At 74.0% G+C, this 20193-nt stretch carries 16 protein-coding genes; 6 read left to right on the top strand and 10 right to left on the bottom strand.

What is annotated here, in order from left to right:
• Positions 1–98: 98 nt before the first annotated feature.
• The 6 genes from IE331_RS07105 to IE331_RS07080 all read right to left on the bottom strand — a co-directional run bounded on the left by IE331_RS07105 (position 99) and on the right by IE331_RS07080 (position 9337).
• Positions 99–2393: an acyltransferase family protein gene (locus IE331_RS07105; RefSeq protein WP_192142043.1), complete on the bottom strand. Its 2295-nt coding sequence runs from the start codon at positions 2391–2393 to the stop codon at positions 99–101.
• Positions 2390–3745, bottom strand: coding sequence for a lipopolysaccharide biosynthesis protein (locus tag IE331_RS07100; protein ID WP_192142042.1), 1356 nt, complete (start codon positions 3743–3745; stop codon positions 2390–2392). The genes IE331_RS07105 and IE331_RS07100 overlap by 4 nt, the downstream gene beginning before the upstream one ends.
• Positions 3742–6060 (bottom strand): glycosyltransferase family 39 protein, encoded by a 2319-nt coding sequence (locus tag IE331_RS07095; protein WP_192142041.1) that lies wholly within the window; start codon positions 6058–6060, stop codon positions 3742–3744. Before IE331_RS07095 ends, IE331_RS07100 begins: the two co-directional genes overlap by 4 nt.
• Positions 6057–7148 carry a glycosyltransferase family 4 protein gene (locus tag IE331_RS07090; protein WP_192142040.1) on the bottom strand — a complete coding sequence of 364 codons (1092 nt, stop codon included), beginning with the start codon at positions 7146–7148 and terminating at the stop codon, positions 6057–6059. The genes IE331_RS07095 and IE331_RS07090 overlap by 4 nt, the downstream gene beginning before the upstream one ends.
• A 74-nt stretch (positions 7149–7222) precedes the next feature.
• Positions 7223–8215 carry a glycosyltransferase family 2 protein gene (locus IE331_RS07085; protein ID WP_192142039.1) on the bottom strand — a complete coding sequence of 331 codons (993 nt, stop codon included), beginning with the start codon at positions 8213–8215 and terminating at the stop codon, positions 7223–7225.
• 168 nt (positions 8216–8383) lie between these two features.
• A complete protein-coding gene (locus tag IE331_RS07080; protein WP_192142038.1) occupies positions 8384–9337 on the bottom strand; it encodes a heme o synthase in 954 nt (317 codons plus the stop codon).
• 119 nt (positions 9338–9456) lie between these two features.
• Between IE331_RS07080 and tkt the strand changes: the two genes are divergently transcribed.
• The 6 genes from tkt to pgl are packed head-to-tail and all read left to right on the top strand — an operon-like array spanning position 9457 to position 17540.
• Positions 9457–11568 (top strand): transketolase, encoded by a 2112-nt coding sequence (gene tkt / locus IE331_RS07075; protein ID WP_318646790.1) that lies wholly within the window; start codon positions 9457–9459, stop codon positions 11566–11568.
• A 46-nt stretch (positions 11569–11614) separates the two neighbouring features.
• Positions 11615–12715, top strand: a complete 1101-nt coding sequence (gene tal / locus IE331_RS07070; protein WP_192142034.1) for a transaldolase — start codon at positions 11615–11617, stop codon at positions 12713–12715.
• A gap of 7 nt (positions 12716–12722) precedes the next feature.
• Positions 12723–14381, top strand: coding sequence for a glucose-6-phosphate isomerase (locus IE331_RS07065; RefSeq protein ID WP_192142032.1), 1659 nt, complete (start codon positions 12723–12725; stop codon positions 14379–14381).
• Entirely contained in the window at positions 14378–15913 is a 1536-nt protein-coding gene (gene zwf / locus IE331_RS07060) for a glucose-6-phosphate dehydrogenase (RefSeq protein ID WP_318646789.1), read from the top strand. The genes IE331_RS07065 and zwf overlap by 4 nt, the downstream gene beginning before the upstream one ends.
• Entirely contained in the window at positions 15910–16821 is a 912-nt protein-coding gene (locus tag IE331_RS07055) for a glucose-6-phosphate dehydrogenase assembly protein OpcA (RefSeq protein ID WP_192142030.1), read from the top strand. Before zwf ends, IE331_RS07055 begins: the two co-directional genes overlap by 4 nt.
• Positions 16818–17540 carry a 6-phosphogluconolactonase gene (gene pgl / locus IE331_RS07050; protein ID WP_192142028.1) on the top strand — a complete coding sequence of 241 codons (723 nt, stop codon included), beginning with the start codon at positions 16818–16820 and terminating at the stop codon, positions 17538–17540. The genes IE331_RS07055 and pgl overlap by 4 nt, the downstream gene beginning before the upstream one ends.
• Positions 17541–17557: 17 nt before the next feature.
• On the opposite strand, the gene IE331_RS07045 is transcribed toward pgl, so the two are convergent.
• The 4 genes from IE331_RS07045 to tpiA all read right to left on the bottom strand — a co-directional run bounded on the left by IE331_RS07045 (position 17558) and on the right by tpiA (position 20150).
• On the bottom strand, positions 17558–18550 hold the full coding sequence (locus IE331_RS07045) for an SMP-30/gluconolactonase/LRE family protein (protein WP_192142026.1): 993 nt from the start codon (positions 18548–18550) through the stop codon (positions 17558–17560).
• Positions 18551–18706: 156 nt separating this feature from the next.
• The gene (locus IE331_RS07040) at positions 18707–19066 is read right to left on the bottom strand and encodes an RNA polymerase-binding protein RbpA (protein ID WP_192142024.1); all 360 of its coding nucleotides are present in this window, start codon (positions 19064–19066) and stop codon (positions 18707–18709) included.
• Positions 19067–19085: 19 nt separating this feature from the next.
• Positions 19086–19322: a preprotein translocase subunit SecG gene (gene secG / locus IE331_RS07035; RefSeq protein WP_192142022.1), complete on the bottom strand. Its 237-nt coding sequence runs from the start codon at positions 19320–19322 to the stop codon at positions 19086–19088.
• A 30-nt stretch (positions 19323–19352) separates the two neighbouring features.
• Positions 19353–20150, bottom strand: coding sequence for a triose-phosphate isomerase (gene tpiA / locus IE331_RS07030; protein WP_201931351.1), 798 nt, complete (start codon positions 20148–20150; stop codon positions 19353–19355).
• Between the last annotated feature and the right edge of the window lie 43 nt (positions 20151–20193).

The raw sequence follows: 20193 nt of genomic DNA, 5'->3' as shown, positions 1-20193 counted from the left end.
CAGTCGCGGCGCCGTCGTCCGGCGACCGCGCGCCGCAGGCGCGTCAGTGGTCCCACGCGACCCATCGTAGGGGGCCGCGCGCCCGTTCGTGGGCCGCATCACCGGGCCGCCCGCTCGGCACGCCGGGTCCAGGTCCGGAGCGCGTCGAAGGTCAGGTTCGGCACGGCGTCCTCGTCCACCAGCGTCCACGAGTCCTCGTTCCAGGGCGTGGGGTGGAAGTAGTACCAGCTGACCACGCCGACGTACCGATGACAGGTCATCGCCTCCAACGCCCGGGTGAGATAGTCGGCCCGGGTCCGGTCCGGCACCGGGCCGAACTCCCGCCAGGGCTCGGTGTTGTAGCCGAACTCCCCGATGTAGAGCGGCACGTCGGCGTCGCCGTTCTCGGCCATGACCTCGTGCAGCCTGATGTAGCCGAGGAAGTTCTGGTCGAACTCCCCGAACGGCTCCCGCGTGTAGGACCACTCGGCGAGCCGCACGTCCGGTGCCCGGTCGCCGGCGAAGGGGTGCACGCCCACCATGTCGAACGGGCGGGCGTCCGGGCCGAGCTCGACGGAGATGTCGGCGTACAGGTTCTCCAGGAAGCCGATGTCGTTGTTGCTCAGTCCCCCGGTCACGACCTGCAGCCCGGGGGCGACCGCCTTGACCGCGCCGTGGGCGGCCCCGAGGAGTCGCGCGTACGCCGCCGGGTCCGGGCCGGTGGGCCAGAAGGCGTACTCGTTCGGCTCGTTCCAGATCTCGAGGTAGTCCACCCGGCCGCGGACGTGCCGTGCGAGGTCCTCGACGAACACCTCCCAGGCGGCCAGCTCGCCGACCGACAGCGGCGGCCGCCAGTAGTCGTCGAGGCCACCGCCCTCGGCCGCCCACAACGGCATCGAGACCACCTGGAGTCGGACCTTCAGATCCCGCTCCGCGGCGGCGTCGACGATCTCGTCGACCCGCTCGAAGTCGTACCCGCCGCCCCGGGTGGGCTGGATGGTGCGCCAGGCCGCGGCGGTCGAGATGATGCCGGCGCCGGCCTCCTCGGCGCGGTCGAGCAGCCGGTCGAGCTCACGCGGCCCGAGCGAGGGGACGGCCCGACCGTCCCCGGCCGTCTGCACACCGAGGTCGACGACCGGACCCGACCGTTGCGGGCCCGGCGCGCAGCCCACCGGGTCGGAGGCCGCGGCTCCGCTGTCGTTCCCCAGGCGCAGCACGACGGCACCGCCGGCGCCCACGACGGCCAGCAGCACGGCGCCGACCACCGCGACCCGCACCGGGCGGCGGGACAGTGGCGGCGTACCCGGGGCCGGGTCCCCGTCGCCGCCGAAACGGCTCCTCAGTCCGAGGAACGGGCGCTCGACGAGGTGGAACGACAGGGCCGCCGCCGCCAGCGAGACGGCCAGGGCCGCCGGTCCCCACAGGAGCTGCTCGGCGAAGGTGTCCACGCCCGCCTGCTCGCGCACGATCTCGAAGACCACCCGGTGCCACAGGTAGAGGCTGTAGGAGACCAGCCCGATCCACACGACGGGGCGCCAGGTGAACGCCCGGTGCAGCCGGGTGGAGACCGGTCCCGGCCCGGGGACGAGGAGCCAGACGATCAGGGCGGCGCTGGCCAGAGCCACGAGCGTGTAGTTGGCGTCGAGGGGCAGCACGTGGTGCAGCCCGGGCACCGCGGTCTCGGCCAGCAGCAGGACCAGGGACCCGACGGCCAGCCCGGCGACCAGCCGTGGCCGGCGGCCGGCCCGCTCGCGCACCGCCGGCCAGACCAGGGCCAGGGCGCTGCCGACGAGCAGGCTGTCGGCCTGGGCGTCGATGTTCATCCCGACGTGCGCGGCCAGGCCCTGCGAGCTCAGGTACATCCGCCAGCCCAGGAAGCCGGTCGCCAGGACGAGCACCACACCGGCGCGCACCGACGCCGACCGGGTGCAGCGCAGCAGCACGAGCAGGAGCAGCGGCCAGACCAGGTAGAACTGCTCCTCGACGCCGAGCGACCAGGTGTGCCCGAGGAGCCCGTAGTCCTCGGTCGTGGCGCCGCGGCCCATGAGCAGGTTCGTCGTGTAGGTGATGCTGGTCAGCGACTGCTGGAGCAGGAACCGCCGGTCCTCGCCGTCCAGCGCGAGCAGCGCGTAGCCCACCGCGAAGCCGACGACGACCGCGAGCGCGGGGAACAGGCGGAGCCAGCGTCGGACGTAGAAGCGCCCGATCCCCCGGGCTCCCAGCGCCCCCGGACGCAGCAGGATGCCGGTGATCAGGAACCCGCTGAGCACGAAGAACACGGTGACGCCCAGGCTGCCGCCCCGCATGCCGGGGACGCCGGCGTGCAGGCCGACCACGAGCCCGATGGCCAGCGCTCGCAGCCCGTCCAGGGCCGGCACCCGCCCGGTGTGGCTCTCGGGGTGGGACACGTTCACGTCACTTCCTCCATCGACGGCGCCGCTGTCTCCCGGCGCTCCTCCACGTCCGCCTCGCCCGGGCTCTCGCGGCCCGGCGGGTCCACGACCGAGACGGCCATCCCCGCCAGGACCGGCGCGATGGCGTACACCTCCAGCGCCTGCGCGAGCAGCCAGCCCACGCACAGCCCGGTGACGCCGCCGACGGCGGCGCCCAGGGTGGCGCCGAGGAGCTCCAGCAGGACCGCGCCACCGGCGAGCCGGGTGATCACGTCGAACCTGCGCTCGACCCGGCACATGACGACGAGGTGGTCCTTGACCACCATCCAGAGTCCGGCCACCACGAGCAGGGACAGGAGCCGGGCGCTCTGCTCGGCGTACTCGCTGCCGAACACCCGGAGCAGCTGCTCCCCCGCGACCCAGGCGGCGACGCACAGGGCCGCGCTCACCCCGAGGGCCGCGGGCAGGGTGGTCCGCATGCGGCCCAGGAAGTCCTCCAGCGTGCGGTTCACGCTGGCCGCGAAGAGCGCGGTCGCGAGCATGTACGGCGGGATGAACACGAAGGTCGCGATCAGCCAGGCGACGGTGAACTCGGCGTTGGCGCGGGCGGGCAGCGTCATCGCGGCGACGACCGGCACCAGCAGCGGGCTGGCCGCCAGCGACAGGTCGAGGGCATGGTTGCGCAGCGCCCCGGCTCCGTGCCGCGAGACCTGCTCGCGCCATCGGGGTCTCGGGACCGGGTCGGGGTCCCGGGTCAGCCGGCCGAGCCGGACCCCGACGACGACCAGTCCGACCGCCAGCGGCAGCACCCAGGCCAGCAGCAGGGTCGGGGCCGAGGTCAGGCCGGCGGTCAGCAGTCCGGCCGTGAGCGGGAGCCGGAGCCCGGCCGCGACCAGGTTGCGCAGGACCTGCAGGTCGGAGCGGTCCAGGCCGAGGACCGCCTTGTCCACCATGAAGCCCAGGCTGGTGGCGACCACGCCCAGCAGGAACGTCCCCACCGGGAGCGCTCCGCCGAGGCCCTCGCGCAGGTGGTCGCTCGCCAGCCCGGCGATCAGTGCCGCGACGGCGCCGACCACCAGGGCGGCACCGGCCACCGTGCCGGCGGCGGCGCGCAGCAGGTGCCGCTGCGCCGAGCCGCGCAGGAGCGGCAGCTCGGCGATGAGATGGTTGCCGGTGCCCAGCGTGGCGAGCTTGCCGAGCAGGGGCTGAGCGGTGATGGCTGCGGCGGCGACGCCCACGGTCTCGACCGGCACCGTGCGGGCGGTCAGCACCCAGAAGGCGAAGCCGAGCGCGGTGCCGATCACCTGACCGCTCACCAGGGACAGGAAGGGCCTCAGGATCCGGCGCGGGACCTCGCGCGTCACGGCGCTCATGGCGTCCCCGGTCCGGGCGGGGTCGGCTCGGCCACCACCAGGCCGTGCCACGCCGCCCAGGCAGCGACCGCGAACGCGACCAGGTAGACGCCCGAGATCACGCCCCAGCGCAGCACCGCGGGCCGGGACGGGGTCGGCAGGTCGAGCGGCCGGGCGTGCAGCCGGAGGATGCCGGCCACGGCCGCCGCCTCCAGCACCAGGCTGCCGAGGATCGCCGAGAAGCCCGAGAGCGCGGCGAGCACGCCGACGGCCATGAGCCCGGGCAGCGCGAGGCTCAGGTGGTGCAGCCGGGGCCGCGGGCGGTGCCGCGGTCTCCCGTTGTGCCGCAGGGTCCGGGCCGCGGCCACCAGCGCGGCGGCCAGAGCCACGGCCACCAGCATCCGCCAGACGCTGTGCGGCCCGGGGAGGAGCGGCGCCTCCCCGTCGGCGTACGTCACGGGGACCGCCCGCAGCGACCGGACGTCGTAGACCTCGACCGGTCCGGAGAGGACCTTCTCGAAGCCGGGCTGGCCGTCGAACTTCGCCAGCTGGGCGGCGCTGACCTCGAAGACGCCGTAGCCGTCGCTGGCCTCGTAGAGGCTGCCCGAGCGCGGCGGCTCGTCCGCGAGGCGGGTGTCGACCACGATGAAGTCGATCTCGGCGGAGCGGATCAGGGCGACGGTCTCGGTGTCGACCTCGTCGGCGCCGAAGATCGGGGTGACGTTGGTGCCTCCGCCCACGCCGGTGACGGCCGAGACCTCGGCGAAGTCGGGGATCACCCGGTTCATCGTCGTGTCGGCGGCGAAGCGGGATCCGGGCGGCATGTTCTCGGCCGACCACCGGGCGACGGCCAGGGTCTCGCCGTCGACCGAGCGCTGCTCGGCCGCGGGCAGGTAGGGCCCGGGCACCCGGCTCCAGTCCGGGCCGCCGCCGAGGATCGTGCCTCCGAGCACCATCACCACCGCACCCAGCGCCACGGCGGCACGGGGCACCCGGTCCAGGTGTGCGACCAACCAGGCCGCGATGACCACCGCCATCGCCATCGAGACGAACGAGGATGCCCGCTCCGCGACGTCGGAGGCGGTCGGGGAGAACCGGGCCCCGAGCAGGGCCGGGAAGACCACGGCGACCGCCAGCGGCAGCAGCCGGGCCCGGGACCGGCCGAGCGTCAGGCCGCGGTAGGCGTACCACCCGGCGGGGACCAGCAGGGCCAGCCACAGCAGCAGGGAGCCGAACATGACACCGCGCTCCCACAGCGGCGTGGCGTAGCCGCTGCGGTCGGCGAACAGCTCGCGCTCCCCGCCCTGGCCGGTGATGATCGACCCGAGCTCCGTGCGGGCGTCGTCGAAGAGCGGCAGCAGGTAGACCGCGAGCAGCCGGCCGACCACGGCCGTCCACGCCGTCGCCGCCAGGGTGCCGAGGCCGGCCACGGTGAGCACGATCCGGGCCGGGCGGCGCTCCTCCCCCGACAGGTGGGCCAGTCCCCAGGCCCACAGGGCCGCCAGCGTGAGCCAGCTGGTGAGGTGGTGGGTGACCACGAGCGCGGCCAGCGAGGCCACCGCGGCCGCCATGGCCGGCACCGGCCAGCGCCGGCCCCGGGCGTCGACGGCACGGACGGTCAGCAGGACCGCGGCCACGGCCAGGGGCAGCGCCACGGTCTGGTAGGAGAACTGGGCGTTGAAGAAGTAGAACTGCGAGCTCGCGGAGTACAGCAGCACCGCCAGGGCCGCCGCCCGGGACGACCGGGTCAGCCGCTCGGCCAGCCCGAACAGGAGCAGGACCAGCGCGACCCGGGCGATCACCACGACCAGGAACTGCGCCGCGACGAACGGGACGCCGGTGAGCCAGTGCAGGGCGCCGGCCACCAGCTCGATGCCCGGGTAGTAGGGGCTGACCGGCAGCATCGTGTTCGGCGCGAAGAACCCGCCGCCGGCCACGAGGTCCCGCAGCGTGGCCACGTGGAGGGTCTCGTCGAACCGCGTGGCCAGCACCGGGTTGCTGAGGAACCAGGAGAGGTAGAGCGTCAGCGAGTAGATCACCGCGCCGGCGATCCGCTGGCCGCGGCCGACCGAGCCCGAAGCCAGCAGCAGGGCGAACGGCACGACCAGCACCACGTGCCCCACGTAGAACAGCGCCAGTGCGCCGGGCGCCGCCGACCAGCCCAGGGCGTAGCCCACGGCCTGCAGCAGCAGCCCGGTCCCGCCGACCAGGCTGGCCGCAGCCACCGGATGACGCCCGAGCCGGGTGGGCACGAGGGTCCGGTCGGACCGGCGGATCCGGCGCGCGCCGGGCGTCGACCGGACGCCGGGTGCGGCGCCGGGGGGGAGCACGGTCATCGGTGCGATCCCCGCCCGACCTCGAGCACGGAGTCGTAGACCTCGGACAGCTCCTGGGTGCAGGTCTCCCACGTGGGCAGGTCCGCCACGTCCGCCCGCACCGGATCCACCAGCTGAGCCGCCAGGGCGTCGGCGGTCTCGGTGGCGCCGGAGCCCCGGTGGATCCCGAGCACCCAGCCCTGGTCCGCGAGCTCCGTGAGGCCCGAGGTGCGCAGCACCAGCACCGGACGCTCGAGCGTCAGCGCCTCCATCACGGCCACCGGGTGGGCCTCGTAGTCGCTGAGCAGGGCCACGACCGACGCCCGGGCGACCTCGGTGGCCATCGCCTCGCGCTCCACCGGGGGGACGAAGACGATCTCCACGCGGTCGGCCACGCCGAGCCGGTCCGCCAGGGCCCGCAGCTCGGCCTCGTAGGGCCCGCTGCCGAGGATCCGCAGGTGCGCCTCGGGGACCGAGGCGACCAGGTGCGGCAGCGCCTCGATCGCCCGGTGGTGGCCCTTGTACCGCTCGAGCCGCCCGATGCTCACGATCCGTCCGGGGACCGGTGCGGTGCCGGCCGGGGCGGGGGGCAGCGCGCCCCCGTTGCGGATCACCCGGATCGACCCGGCCGGGAGCCCGAGCACCGCCTCGAACCGCTCGGCCTCGAACCTGGAGACCGCCACCAGGCACGCGGCCCGGCGCAGCAGCGGCGCCAGGAGCCGGAACTGCAGGCCACGGGACCGCTCACGGAACGCGCTCGAGGACCCCCCGGTGTGGAAGGTCAGGACGAACGGCACCCGGCCCAGGATCGCGGCCAGCATCGCCAACGGCGGCACGAGCGTGTGGATGCCCTGGACGTGCAGCAGGGCCGGACGGTCTCGGAGCAGCGCCCCGAACAGGCCGGGGCTCAGGTAGTAGTCGCGGCTCCGGGGGAACGCCCGGAACCGGCGCAGAGCCATCCCGGCCCGCACCTCCCGACGCGCCAGCGTCCCCGTGCGGTCGGTCGCGAACACCTCCACCCCGGCGCGCTCGCCGCCCAGGCGCGTCGCCACCTCGGCCACGTGCGACTCGATGCCGCCGATGTCGGGCACCGTCCTGGCCGTGGCCATGACGACGCGACGGGAGTCGGCGGATCGGTGCGGGGCCTGCGGCGGGACGACCGGGCGGTCTGGTCCCGCCCGGCTCACGACGCGGCCCGGGCCCGGCTCGAGGGCCTGCCCTCCGGCACCGAGCCGGCCGAGCGCTGGGCGGGCACCTGCCCCCCGCTGCGGTCACCGTCCCGATCACCGTTCCGGTCCACGGGGTCCACGGGGTCCTCGGCTCGGTGGGTGCCGGTCGGCGTCGCCGCCCGGCGCCGCTCGGCGTACATCGTGCGCAGGACCCGGAGACCGTCCTTGACCGCGTTCAGGTTGCTGACCCCCCAGATGCGCTCGAGCTCGACGCTCGGCACCTCGGTGATCCGCAGGTCCGCGGCCGCGATCCGGCAGTTGATCATGGTCTCGATCTCGAAGCCGTCGCCCCAGTGCATGGCCCCGTCCGGTCGCGGCGCCAACGCCGGCTCCGGCAGGGCGAGCACCGGTACGACGTCCGCCCAGAACGCGTTGTAGCCGTAGCAGAGATCGGTGAACGCGGTGCCGAAGAGCGCGTTGGCACGCCGGTTGAGGAAGCCGTTGCCGAGCCGACGGATCGGCGTGATGTCCACGCTCCCGCCACCCTCCCGGAACCGGCTGCCCTTGGCGAAGTCGGCACCCGCCACGAGGGCGGCGACGAAGCGAGGGATCTCCTCGGGGTCGGCGCTGCCGTCGGCGTCGAACATCACGACGACGTCGCCGGTGACCTCCGCGAAGCCGCACGCGAGTGCGTTGCCCTTGCCGCGACGGGTCTGGGTGACCACCGTGATGTCGGGCATCAGCTCCCGGGCGACCGCCACCGTGTCGTCCACGGAGCCGCCGTCCACGAGGATCACCTCGTGCACCTGCGGCAGCCGGGGCATCACCTCGCGGAGGTTGCGGGCCTCGTTGAGGGTCGGCACGACGAGCGAGACGCGCGGCCTCGCCGGCCGCCCGCTCCGTCGAGCCCCCCCGGGGTGTCCCGCGTGCGCGCCGTCCCCGGTGCCCCGCTGGGTGTGGTTGTGGTTGTGGTGCTCATGGCCTGATGCGCGCCTGGTTACACGCATGCTGCTGTGGTTGATGTCCCCCCACGCCTTTTCATTTCTCCCCCGAGAGGCCGGTCGTTCCGGCCGGTCCTTCAACTCTCGTTCGTCCCCAACGTTACGAGCGGATGGGAATGTTCCCGCAATCGTGACCGGCCTCACACCGGACCCGGCCTGGTCCGCGCACCGGTCTCAGCGGGTGAGCAGCGGGTCCAGCGCGACCGAGACGAACAGCAGCGAGAGGTAGAGGTTCGAGCTGTGGAAGAGCCGCATCGGCGCGATCGCCGACAGCGTCTCCGTGCCCCGCGCCCGGCCCCACATCCGGTGCGCCTCCACCAGGAAGATCCCCCCGAGCAGCGCGGCCGCCGCCGGGTAGAACCACCCGGTGTCCGCGACCGGCCACAGCAGCAGGGAGGTGGCGACCATGACCCACGAGTAGAGGACGATCTGCCGACCCACCTCGGCGGCGGGCGCGACCACCGGCAGCATCGGCACGTCCACCTCGCGGTAGTCCTCGCGGTAGCGCAGGGCGAGAGCCCAGGTGTGCGGTGGGGTCCAGAAGAACACCACGGCGAACAGCACCACCGGAGCCCAGGCCAGCTCCCCGGTCACCGCGGTCCAGCCGATGAGCGCCGGGAAGCATCCCGCCAGCCCGCCCCACACGATGTTCTGGGTGGTGCGTCGCTTGAGCACCATCGTGTAGACAAGCACGTAGAACGCGTTGGCCAGCAGCGCGAGGGCCGCCGAGAGCCAGTTCACCCACACCGCCAGCACGACCGTCGACGTCACCCCGAGCACCAGGCCGAACACCAGGGCCGCCCGCGGCGAGACCAGGTGCCGAGGCAGGGCCCGCCGCCGGGTCCGGCGCATCTGCTCGTCGATGTCGCGGTCGTAGACGCAGTTGAGCACCGAGGCGGACCCCGCCGAGAGGGTGCCGCCGACGACCGTCGCGACCACGAGCCAGAACGGTGGGATCCCCCGGGCCGCGAAGAACATCACCGGCACCGTGGTGAGGAGCAGCAGCTCGATCACCCGGGGCTTGGTGAGGCCGACGTAGGCGGCCACGACGTCGACCACCCGGGCTCGCTCGGTGGAGCCCGGCCCCTGGCGCTCAGGTGCGGAGGCCGACGGGCCGACGTACGTCACGGAAGTTACCTCGGGATGGCACTGGAGCAGTGCGGGCTGGAGGGCAGGTGCGGGGTCGAGTCTATCGCTCCCCCTCGGTAGGCTCGGCGGAGCCGTCCCCCGCGATGAGAGGAACCCCTGTGAGCCCCCGAAATTCCCGACTCGAGTGGACCGACATCGACCAGCGGGCGGTGGACACGGCTCGGGTCCTGGCCATGGACGCGGTGCAGAAGGTCGGCAACGGCCACCCGGGCACCGCGATGAGCCTCGCGCCGGTGGCCTACACCCTCTTCCAGAAGCGGATGCGGCACGACCCGGCCGACCCGGCGTGGATCGGCCGGGACCGGTTCGTGCTCTCGGCCGGTCACTCCAGCATCACGCTCTACACCCAGTTGTTCCTCGGCGGCTTCGGCCTCGAGCTGGAGGACCTCCAGGCCCTGCGCACCTGGGGAAGCAAGACGCCCGGCCACCCGGAGCACGGGCACACCGCCGGGGTCGAGACCACCACCGGACCCCTCGGACAGGGGGTGGCGAACGCCGTCGGGATGGCGATGTCCGCCCGCCGCCAGCGCGGCCTGCTCGACCCGGACGCGGCCCCCGGCGAGAGCCCCTTCGACCACCACGTCTACGCCATCTGCAGCGACGGCGACCTGCAGGAGGGCGTCAGCGCCGAGGCCTCGTCGCTGGCCGGCCACCAGCAGCTCGGCAACCTCACGGTCATCTACGACGCCAACCAGATCTCGATCGAGGGCGACACCGACATCGCCTTCACTGAGGACGTCGCGGCCCGCTACCGGGCCTACGGCTGGGACGTGCACGTCGTCGACTGGACCCACGACGGCGAGGGCTACTCCGAGGACCTCGACGCCCTGTGGGCGGCGCTGGACCAGGCGGAGTCGGCCACCGAGCAGCCCAGCATGATCGTGCTCCGCACGGTCATCGCCTGGCCGGCCCCGAACGCGCAGAACACCGGCGCCTCGCACGGCTCGGCCCTGGGCGACGAGGAGGTCGCGGCCACCAAGAAGGTGCTCGGGTTCGACCCCGAGCAGACCTTCGAGGTCAGCGACGAGGTCCTGGCCCACACCCGGGCCCTCCGCGAGCGCGGCAAGGCCGCCGGCGCCGCCTGGGACGAGCAGTACGCCGCGTGGGCCGCGGCGAACCCGGAGCGCGCAGCGCTGCTGCACCGGATGCGGGACCGCAGCCTGCCCGAAGGATGGACCGAGGCCCTCCCGACCTTCGAGGCGGACGAGAAGGGCGTGGCCACCCGCAAGGCCTCCGGCCAGGTGCTCTCCGCGATCGCACCGGCCCTGCCCGAGCTGTGGGGCGGCTCGGCCGACCTGGCCGGCTCCAACAACACCACCCCCAAGGGCGAGCCGTCGTTCGTCCCGGAGGCGTTCTCGACCGACGACTTCCGGGGCGACCGCTACGGCCGCGTGCTGCACTTCGGGATCCGCGAGCACGCGATGGGCTCGATCATGAACGGCATCGCGCTGCACGGCGGCACCCGCGTCTACGGCGGCACCTTCCTCGTGTTCTCGGACTACATGCGTCCCGCGGTCCGGCTGGCCGCGCTCATGCAGCTGCCGGTCACCTACGTGTGGACCCACGACTCCATCGGGCTCGGCGAGGACGGGCCCACCCACCAGCCGGTGGAGCACCTCGCCGCGCTGCGGGCGATCCCCGGCCTGGCCGTCGTCCGGCCGGCCGATGCCAACGAGACGGTGGCGGCCTGGCGGACGGTCCTGGAGAACCCGACCGGGCCCGCCGGCCTGGCGCTGACCCGGCAGGACGTCCCGACCTTCCCGCGCGGTGAGGACGGCTTCGCCGGCACCGACGACGTGGCGCGCGGCGGGTACGTCCTCGTGGACGCCGACGGGGGCACGCCGGACGTGGTCCTGGTCGGCACCGGCTCGGAGGTGCAGCTGGCCGTCGAGGCGCGGCGGCTGCTCGCCGAGCGCGGCATCGGCGCCCGCGTGGTCTCGATGCCGTGCCGCGAGTGGTTCGACGCCCAGGACCAGGCCTACCGGGACACCGTGCTCCCGCCCATCGTCAAGGCCCGGGTCAGCGTCGAGGCCGGGATCGCGGCCGGCTGGCGCGAGATCGTCGGCGACCACGGCCGCAGCGTCTCCCTCGAGCACTTCGGGGGCTCGGCCGACTTCGGCACGCTGTTCACGGAGTTCGGAATCACCACCGAGGCGGTCGTGCGCGCCGCCGAGGAGAGCCTTGCCGCCACCGGGCGGAGCGCCGGATGAGGTGCCCGGCATGACCATTCAGGGAACCCAGGGAGAGGAACCACTCATGTCCGAACGTCTCACGTCACTCGCCGATGCCGGCGTGTCCATCTGGCTCGATGATCTCTCGCGAGAGCGCATCGAGTCCGGCAACCTGGCCGACCTGGTCAAGGAGCGCTCCGTGGTCGGGGTCACCACGAACCCGACGATCTTCGCCTCCGCCCTCGCCGACGGGGAGCGGTACGACGACCAGGTGCGGCGGCTGGCGGCGGAGGGCGCCGACGTCGACGCGGCCATCTTCGCGCTGACCACCGACGACGTCCGGGACGCCTGCGACGTCCTGGCCGACGTCCACGCCGCCGACGCGTTCGACGGCCGGGTCTCCATCGAGGTCGAGCCGGGGCTGGCCGGCGACACCGACGGCACCACCGACGCCGCCCGGAAGCTGTGGGCCGCGGTCGACCGGCCCAACGCCCTGATCAAGATCCCGGCCACTCCCCAGGGGCTCCCGGCGATCACGGCGGCCATCGCCGAGGGGATCAGCGTCAACGTGACCCTGATCTTCGGCATCGACCGGTACCGCGAGGTCATGGACGCCTACCTGGCCGGCCTCGAGAAGGCGCAGTCCGACGGGCTCGACGTGTCCGGCATCCACTCGGTCGCGTCGTTCTTCGTCTCCCGGGTCGACTCCGAGGTGGACAAGCGGCTCGACGCCATCGGGACCGACGCCGCCACCGCCCTCAAGGGCCAGGCCGCCCTGGCCAACGCCCGGCTCGCCTACGCCGCCTACCAGGAGGTCTTCGGGTCCGAGCGGTTCGCCCGGCTCGGGGGCGCCAACGTCCAGCGGCCGCTGTGGGCCTCGACCGGGGTGAAGGACCCGTCCTACCCCGACACGCTCTACGTCTCGGAGCTGGTCGTCGACGGCTGCGTGAACACGATGCCGGAGAAGACGCTCGAGGCGTTCGCCGACCACGGCGAGGTCACCGGCGACACCGTGAGCGGTCGCGCCGAGGAGGCCGCGGCCACCTTCGCCGCGCTCGCCGAGGTCGGGATCGACTTCGACGACGTGCTGGGCGTCCTCGAGCGCGAGGGCGTGGAGAAGTTCTCCGCGTCGTGGGACGAGCTCGTCGAGACCGTCAGCGGACAGCTGTCCGCGGCCCGGCGCTGAGCCCGCGATGAGCTCGCACACGGGTTCCGCGGCCCCCGGCCTGGTCCTGCGCACCGGGGTGCCCGACACCGCGGCGTACGACGAGGCCGTGGCCGGCGCGGTCGCGGAGGGTCTCGCCTCCCGGATCGCGTCCCACGACGCCGACCTGTGGGGTCCGGAGGCGGCCGAGGAGGCCGGCAAGCGGCTCGGCTGGACCGGCCTGGCGACCGCCTCCCGGCCGCTGGTCGCGGACATCGAGGCCCTGCATGCCGAGCTCGCGACGCAGGGCGTGCACCGCGTGGTGCTGTGCGGCATGGGCGGCTCGTCGCTCGCCCCCGAGGTGATCTGCGAGGCGGCGGGCGTGCCGCTGGACGTCGTGGACTCCTCGGACCCCGACTTCGTGCGGCGCGCCGCCGGCGAGCGGCTCTCCGAGACCGTCGTCGTGGTGTCCAGCAAGTCCGGTGGCACCGTCGAGACCGACAGCCAGAAGCGGGCCTTCGAGGCTGCCTTCCGCGACGCCGGGATCGATCCCGCCGGTCGGATCGTGGTCGTCACCGACCCGGGCTCGCCGCTGGAGGAGTCCGCGACCCAGGACGGCTACCGGGTGTTCCGCGCCGACCCGGAGGTCGGGGGCCGGTTCTCCGCACTGACCGCCTTCGGCCTGGTCCCGAGCGGGCTGGCCGGCGCCGACATCGGCGGCCTGCTCGACGAGGCCGAGGCCGCCCGGCCCGACCTCGAGGCGGACAGTGCCGACAACCCGGGCACCCGGCTCGGGGTCCTCATGGGCCGGGCCGCCGTCGACGGCGTCGACAAGCTCGTGCTGGCCGACGCCGGCTCCGCCTACCCGGGTCTCGGCGACTGGATCGAGCAGCTGGTGGCGGAGTCCACCGGCAAGGACGGCACCGGCATCCTCCCGGTCGTCGTCGAGCACCTCGACGCCCCCGACTTCGGCCGCCAGGCCACCCCGGACAGCGTGCTCACGGCGATCGGCCCGCGCACCACGTTCCTCGACGGCCTCGAGCCTCCCTCCGGCTACACCGTCGCGGTGGACGGCCCGCTCGGGGCGCAGCTGCTGCTGTGGGAGTACGCCACCGCCGTCGCCGGGCGGATCCTCGGGATCAACCCCTTCGACCAGCCCGACGTCGAGAGCGCCAAGGCCGCGGCCCGCGAGATGCTGGACGGGGCCGGCGAGCCGCCCCGGCTGCGCTTCAGCTCCGGTGCCGTGTCGGTCTTCGCCGACGGCGCCTCCGGCGGCGACTGGCTCCCGGACGGCACCGACTCGGTCCCGGACGCGGTCTCCGCCCTCCTGGACCGGCTCGATCCGGAGCAGGGCTACCTGTCGGTGCAGGTGTACGCCGACCGGCACCGCGACGCCGGCCTGGCCCGGCTCCGGCCCGCGCTGGCGGTGCGCACCGGCCGGCCGACGACCTTCGGGTGGGGTCCGCGGTTCCTGCACTCGACCGGGCAGTACCACAAGGGCGGTCCGGCCACGGGCGTCTACCTGCAGGTGACGACCGAGCCGGAGGCCGACCTCGAGGTCCCGGGCCGGCCGTTCACGTTCGCGGAGTTCCTCACCGCCCAGGCCGTCGGCGACGGCCGGGTGCTGGCCGGCAAGGGCCGACCGGTGCTCCGTCTGCACGTGGCCTCGCCCGAGCACCTCGACGCCCTGGTGAGGGAGCTGGTGTGAGCCGCTCCGGGGTGGGCGGCAACCCGTTGCGCGACGAGCGCGACCGGCGCCTGCCCCGGATCGCCGGGCCGTGCGGCCTGGTGCTCTTCGGAGTGACCGGCGACCTGGCGACGAAGAAGATCATGCCCGCGATCTACGACCTGGCCAGTCGCGGGCTCCTCCCCCCGGGCTTCAGCCTGGTCGGGTTCGCGCGACGGGACTGGGACGACCAGGACTTCTCCCGGATCGTGCACGACGCGGTGCGCGAGCACGCCCGCACCGAGTTCCGCGAGGAGGTCTGGGCGCAGCTCAGCGACGGCCTGCGCTTCGTCTCGGGCGAGTTCTCCGACGACCAGGCCTTCGCCCGGCTCCGGCGCACGATCGAGGAGCTGGACGAGCGCCGTGGCACCGGCGGGAACCACGTCTTCTACCTGTCCATCCCGCCGCGGTACTTCGGGGACGTGGTCGGCCAGCTCAAGGCGAACGGACTCGCCGAGGACTCCGGCTCCGCCTGGCGGCGGCTCGTGGTGGAGAAGCCCTTCGGGCACGACCTGGCCTCGGCCCGCGAGCTGAACGAGGTCCTGGAGGGGGTGTTCCCGGCCGAGGCGGTGTTCCGGATCGACCACTACCTCGGCAAGGAGACGGTCCAGAACATCCTCACCACCCGCTTCGCGAACGAGATGTTCGAGCCGATCTGGAACTCCCGCTATGTCGACCACGTCCAGATCACGATGGCCGAGGACGGGGGCATCGGCGGCCGGGCCGGCTACTACGACGGCATCGGCGCCGCCCGCGACGTCATCCAGAACCACCTGCTGCAGCTGCTGGCCCTGGTCGCGATGGAGGAGCCGACGTCGTTCTCGGCGGAGAGCCTGCGCGTGGAGAAGCAGAAGGTGCTCGAGTCGGTCTCCCTCCCCCGCCGGCTCGACCTGGCCGCGGCCCGGGGCCAGTACGCCGCGGGCTGGGCGGGCGGCGAGAAGGTGGCCGGCTTCCTCGAGGAGGACGGCGTCCGGAAGACCTCGACCACCGAGTCCTACGCCGCCCTCAGGCTGGACGTCGACACCCGCCGCTGGGCGGGGGTGCCGTTCTACCTGCGCACCGGCAAGCGCCTGGGCCGCCGGGTCACCGAGGTGGCGGTGACGTTCAAGCGGGCCCCGCACCTGCCGTTCGGCCCGCATGCGACCGAGGAGCTGACCCACAACGCCCTGGTGATCCGGGTCCAGCCCGACGAGGGGATGACGCTGCGGTTCGGCTCCAAGGTGCCGGGCACCGCCCTGGAGATCCGGGACGTGACGATGGACTTCGCCTACGGCAGCTCCTTCGCGGAGGCCAGCCCGGAGGCCTACGAGCGGCTCATCCTCGACGTGCTGCTCGGTGAGCCGCCGCTGTTCCCACGGCAGCGCGAGGTGGAGCTGTCCTGGCAGATCCTCGACCCCCTGATCGCCCACTGGGCCGACCGCGGGAGGCCCGAGCAGTATCCCTCCGGCGGCTGGGGCCCGGCCGGCGCCGACGCCCTGCTGCAGCGCGACGGCCGCGCCTGGAGGAGACCATGACCGAGCTGAGCGACGTCACCTCCGCGGAGATCGCGGCCGAGCTGGTCCGGGCCCGGACCCGGGCCGGCAGCCCGGTCATGGGCATGGTGCTGACGCTGGTCGTCGTCACCGACGAGGACGGCGCCGAGGCGGCCATGGACGCCGCCCGGGCGGCCTCCCGCGAGCACCCGGCCCGCCTGCTCGGGGTGGTGCTGGGCGACGGTCGGGGCCGCGGGCACGTCGACGCCCACGTCCGGACCGGCACCGGAGGGAGCGGCGAGGTGGCGCTGATCCGGCTGCGTGGCGAGGTGGTCAGGCACGCCTCGTCGGTGGTCCTGCCGCTGCTGCTCCCGGACGCACCCGTCGCCGTGTGGTGGCCGGCCGACGCTCCCGCCGACCCGGCGGCCGACCCGCTCGGCGCGCTGGGACAGCGGCGGATCACCGATGCCGCGGCCGCGACCCGCCGGCGTACGACGGTGCTGCGCACGCAGTGCGGCGCCTACTCGCCCGGCGACACCGACCTGGCCTGGACCCGGCTGACCCGGTGGCGGGCCCTGCTGGCGGCCTCCCTCGACCTGCACCCCGGCCGGGTCCGCAGCGCCCGAGTGGGCGCGGAGGCGCACAGCCCGAGCGCCGACCTGCTCGCCGCCTGGCTGGAGCTGCGGCTGAAGATCACGGTGGAGCGGGTCACCACGTCCGGGCCCGGGATCACCGAGACCTCGCTCACGCTCGCGGACGGGGAGGTGCGGATCACCCGACCCGGCGGCGGGCTGGCGACGCTCTCCTCGCCCGGACGCCCCGACCAGTCGGTGGCGCTGCCCCGCCGGGAGCTGCCGGACCTGCTCGGCGAGGAGCTGAGACGACTGGACGAGGACGAGGTCTACGCCGCGCTCGCACGGCGGGTCGGCTCCCGGAGGAGGCGCACATGAACCCCGTGGTGGAGCGGTACGGCGACAAGGAGGCGCTCGCCGAGGCGGTCGCCGCCCGGCTGCTGGAGCGGCTGGCCGTCGCCCAGGCCGAGGGCCGGGTGCCGCAGGTCGTGCTGACCGGCGGCTCGGTCGCCGACGCGGTGCACCGGGCGCTGGCCCGGCTGACGCCGCAGACGCGGGTGGACTGGTCGCGGGTCGGGCTGTGGTGGGGCGACGAGCGCTTCGTCGCCCCCGACGACGCGGACCGCAACGCCGGCCAGGCCCGGGCGGCGCTGCTGGACGCCGTGGCGCCGGACCCGGCACTGGTGCACGAGATGCCCTCGAGCGCGGACGCGGCGGACGTGCAGGAGGGCGCCGCGGCGTACGCCGCGACCCTGGCCGCGCACGGACCGGAGACCTTCGACGTGGTCATGCTCGGCGTCGGCCCGGACGGACACGTGGCCTCGTTGTTCCCGGGCCACCCGGCACTGGCGGCCGAGGACCTCGACGTGGTCGGCGTGACCGGCTCCCCCAAGCCGCCGCCCGAGCGGATCAGCCTGACCCTGGACAGGCTGAACCGGACCCGGGCGGTGTGGCTGGTCGCGGCCGGCGCGGAGAAGGCCGAGGCGGTGGCCGGCGCGCTCGCCGGGGCGCCCGCCTTCGAGGTGCCCGCGGCGGCCGTGCACGGCCTCGAGGAGACCGTCCTCCACCTCGACGAGGCGGCCGCCGGCCGGCTCTGAGACCTCGCCGGCGGGCCTCACCTCACGGCGGTCAGCCGGGTGATCCAGTAGTCGGCGCTGGCCGGGTCGGGGGTCCCGAAGCGCGCGTTGACGGCGTAGAGCCCCTTGCCCAGGTGCGCCGCGGTCGTCGGGACGTCGAGGTCCTCGTCGGTGATCTCCGCGACCACGCGCCCGGAGGCGCGGTCCTCGGCGAGCCGCACGGCCGCGACCAGGTTGTCACGGTTGCGCACGACGAAGAGCAGGTCGCCGTCGAGCTCGAGGCCGTCCCCGTTGGCCAACGCGTAGTCGCCGAGGTCGACCCGGGTCGAGTCTCCGGACGCGGGGTCGATCCGGAACAGGTCCCCCGTCGCCGACTGCACGGCGAGGAGCCAGCGACCCGATCGGACGATCCCGTTGAGGTTGAAGCCGTCGACCAGCTCGAAGTCGCCGGTGACCGGCCGGGTGTCGGCGGCACCGCTCGGCGGCAGTCCCCTGCCGCCGAGCGGTACGACTGCGAGCTCGGCGTTGCGTGAGTCGGTGGCGTAGGCCCCGTGGCGCGTCACCACCAGGTCGTTGACGAAGCGGCCGTCCGGGTCGGTCGGCATCGTGTAGGTGCGCAGCAGGCGGCCGGACCGCTTGCTGTGGACGCGGACCTCACCTTCGGCGCCGCCCGCGACCCAGAGCACCCGGCGACGGCTGTCGTGGTCGATGCCGACCGCAGCGGTCCCGGTCCCGCTCCGGGGCAGCACCCGCACCCGGGCGGTGCGCGGATCGGCCCGCAGGATCCGGCCGTCGGCGAGCGATCCGACGTACAGGCGCCGGCCGCCGGTGGTGATGCCCTCCGGCTGCCAGCCCTGCGGCAGGTCGATGCGGTCGGGCCCGGCAGAGCACCGGTGCGGACCCCGGTCGGCGGGACCTCCGGCGGGTCCGTCGGCGGGGCCGTCGGCGGTGGCGGTCGCCATCGCGGCGGGGGTCGCGAGCACGAGGGCGAGGGCCGAGCCCGCGGCGAGCCGCCGGAGCGTGCGGGACATGGGAGACCTCCGGGGACGGCTGGGCAGGGTGGCCACCCGACCATCCTGCGCCCGGCTCCGGCCGGTGACAACCCCGCCGCGGAGGAGTGGCGGTGGGGTGCCGCAGCTGCTGGCCCCGCCGACGGGGGCCTCCCGGGGCTACCCGGCGTCGTGGCCCTAAAAGATGATGTCGCCGGACTTGCGGCGCGAGCGCAGGAGCTGCAGCGCCTCGTCGAGGATGTCGGCCGCCTCCTTGTCGGAACGGCGCTCCTTCACGTAGGCCAGGTGCGTCTTGTAGGGCTCGATCTTGGGCGCCGGGGGTGGGTTGTCCTGGTCCATGCTGGCCGGGAGGCCGCAGCGCGGGCAGTCCCACGACTCCGGGACCGTGGCCTCGATCGAGAAGGTGACCACCGAGCGGTGGTCGTGGGAGCAGTAGTAGGTCACGCTCTGCCGCGGTGCGGCCTCGCCGCGCTCCGCCTCGCCCATGGGGCCCGATCCGATCCGGCTTCCCCGGATCGCGTTACCGCCACCAACCACGATGTGTCGTCCTCTTCTCTCAGGAGCCGTAGGCCAGGAGCAGGCCCAGCGCTACGACGCAGGCGAACCAGATGGCACCGATGCCGACCGTGAGCCGGTCGAGGTTGCGCTCGGCGACGGACGAGCCGCCGAGGCTGCTCGAGACGCCACCGCCGAACATGTCCGAGAGCCCACCGCCGCGGCCCTTGTGCAGCAGGACGAGCAGGATGAGCGCCGAGCTCGTGATGACGAGGAGGATGGTGAAGACGAGTTCCACGATCAACAACCCTAACTCACGCCACGGCCCTCACAGCACCGGCATGTCGTAGTAGCGGCAGATCCCGCCGAACTCGTCGGCCTGCAGGCTGGCGCCGCCCACGAGGGCGCCGTCGACGTCGGCCTTCTCCATGATCGCCGCGATGTTCGCGGCCTTCACGGAGCCGCCGTACAGCACCCGGACGGCCGCCCCGGCCTCGTCCCCGTGCACCTCGGTGACCCGCGCGCGGATGGCGGCGCAGACCTCCTGCGCGTCGTCGGGCGTGGCCACCTCCCCGGTGCCGATCGCCCAGACCGGCTCGTAGGCGACGACCAGCCCGGCCACCTGCTCGGAGCTCAGCCCGGCCAGGGAGCCGTCGACCTGCGCCAGGGTGTACGCCACGTGGTCGCCGGCCTGCCGGACGTCGAGGCCCTCGCCGACGCACACGATCGGCGTCATCCCCGCCTCGAGGGTTTTGCGGGCCTTGGCCTTCACCAGCTCGTCGCTCTCGGCGTGCTGCTCGCGGCGCTCCGAGTGCCCCACGACGACGTAGCTGCAGCCGAGCTTGGCCAGCATGCCGGCCGAGATCTCGCCGGTGAAGGCGCCGGAGTCCTCCGCGGAGACGTCCTGGGCGCCGTACCGGACCAGCAGCCGGTCGCCGTCCACCAGGGTCTGCACCGAGCGCAGGTCGGTGAACGGCGGCACCACGACCACCTCGACCTTGCTGTAGTCGTGCCGCTTGTCGGAGAGGGTCCAGGCCAGCTTCTGCACCAGGACCACCGCCTCCTGGTGGTTCAGGTTCATCTTCCAGTTGCCCGCCATCAGCGGCGTGCGTGCGTTCTTGGCCATGGGGCTCCTTGGTGTGCGGCTCGACGGGCTCGAGGTGGCGGGG

It is taken from the genome of Nocardioides donggukensis (assembly GCF_014842875.1).
Lineage (GTDB): Bacteria > Actinomycetota > Actinomycetes > Propionibacteriales > Nocardioidaceae > Nocardioides > Nocardioides donggukensis.
Note: the sequence above shows the minus strand (reverse complement) of the source record. Positions and strands in the feature narration are given on the sequence as shown.

Coding starts and splice junctions, on each gene's coding strand:
- IE331_RS07085 (WP_192142039.1), bottom strand. CDS start 8,215: ATGCGTGTAACCAGGCGCGCATCAGGCCATGAGCACCACAACCACAAC.
- IE331_RS07055 (WP_192142030.1), top strand. CDS start 15,910: ATGACCGAGCTGAGCGACGTCACCTCCGCGGAGATCGCGGCCGAGCTG.
- IE331_RS07090 (WP_192142040.1), bottom strand. CDS start 7,148: ATGGCCACGGCCAGGACGGTGCCCGACATCGGCGGCATCGAGTCGCAC.
- IE331_RS07065 (WP_192142032.1), top strand. CDS start 12,723: ATGAGCTCGCACACGGGTTCCGCGGCCCCCGGCCTGGTCCTGCGCACC.
- IE331_RS07045 (WP_192142026.1), bottom strand. CDS start 18,550: ATGTCCCGCACGCTCCGGCGGCTCGCCGCGGGCTCGGCCCTCGCCCTC.
- pgl (WP_192142028.1), top strand. CDS start 16,818: ATGAACCCCGTGGTGGAGCGGTACGGCGACAAGGAGGCGCTCGCCGAG.
- tpiA (WP_201931351.1), bottom strand. CDS start 20,150: ATGGCCAAGAACGCACGCACGCCGCTGATGGCGGGCAACTGGAAGATG.
- tal (WP_192142034.1), top strand. CDS start 11,615: ATGTCCGAACGTCTCACGTCACTCGCCGATGCCGGCGTGTCCATCTGG.
- IE331_RS07095 (WP_192142041.1), bottom strand. CDS start 6,060: ATGACCGTGCTCCCCCCCGGCGCCGCACCCGGCGTCCGGTCGACGCCC.
- IE331_RS07100 (WP_192142042.1), bottom strand. CDS start 3,745: ATGAGCGCCGTGACGCGCGAGGTCCCGCGCCGGATCCTGAGGCCCTTC.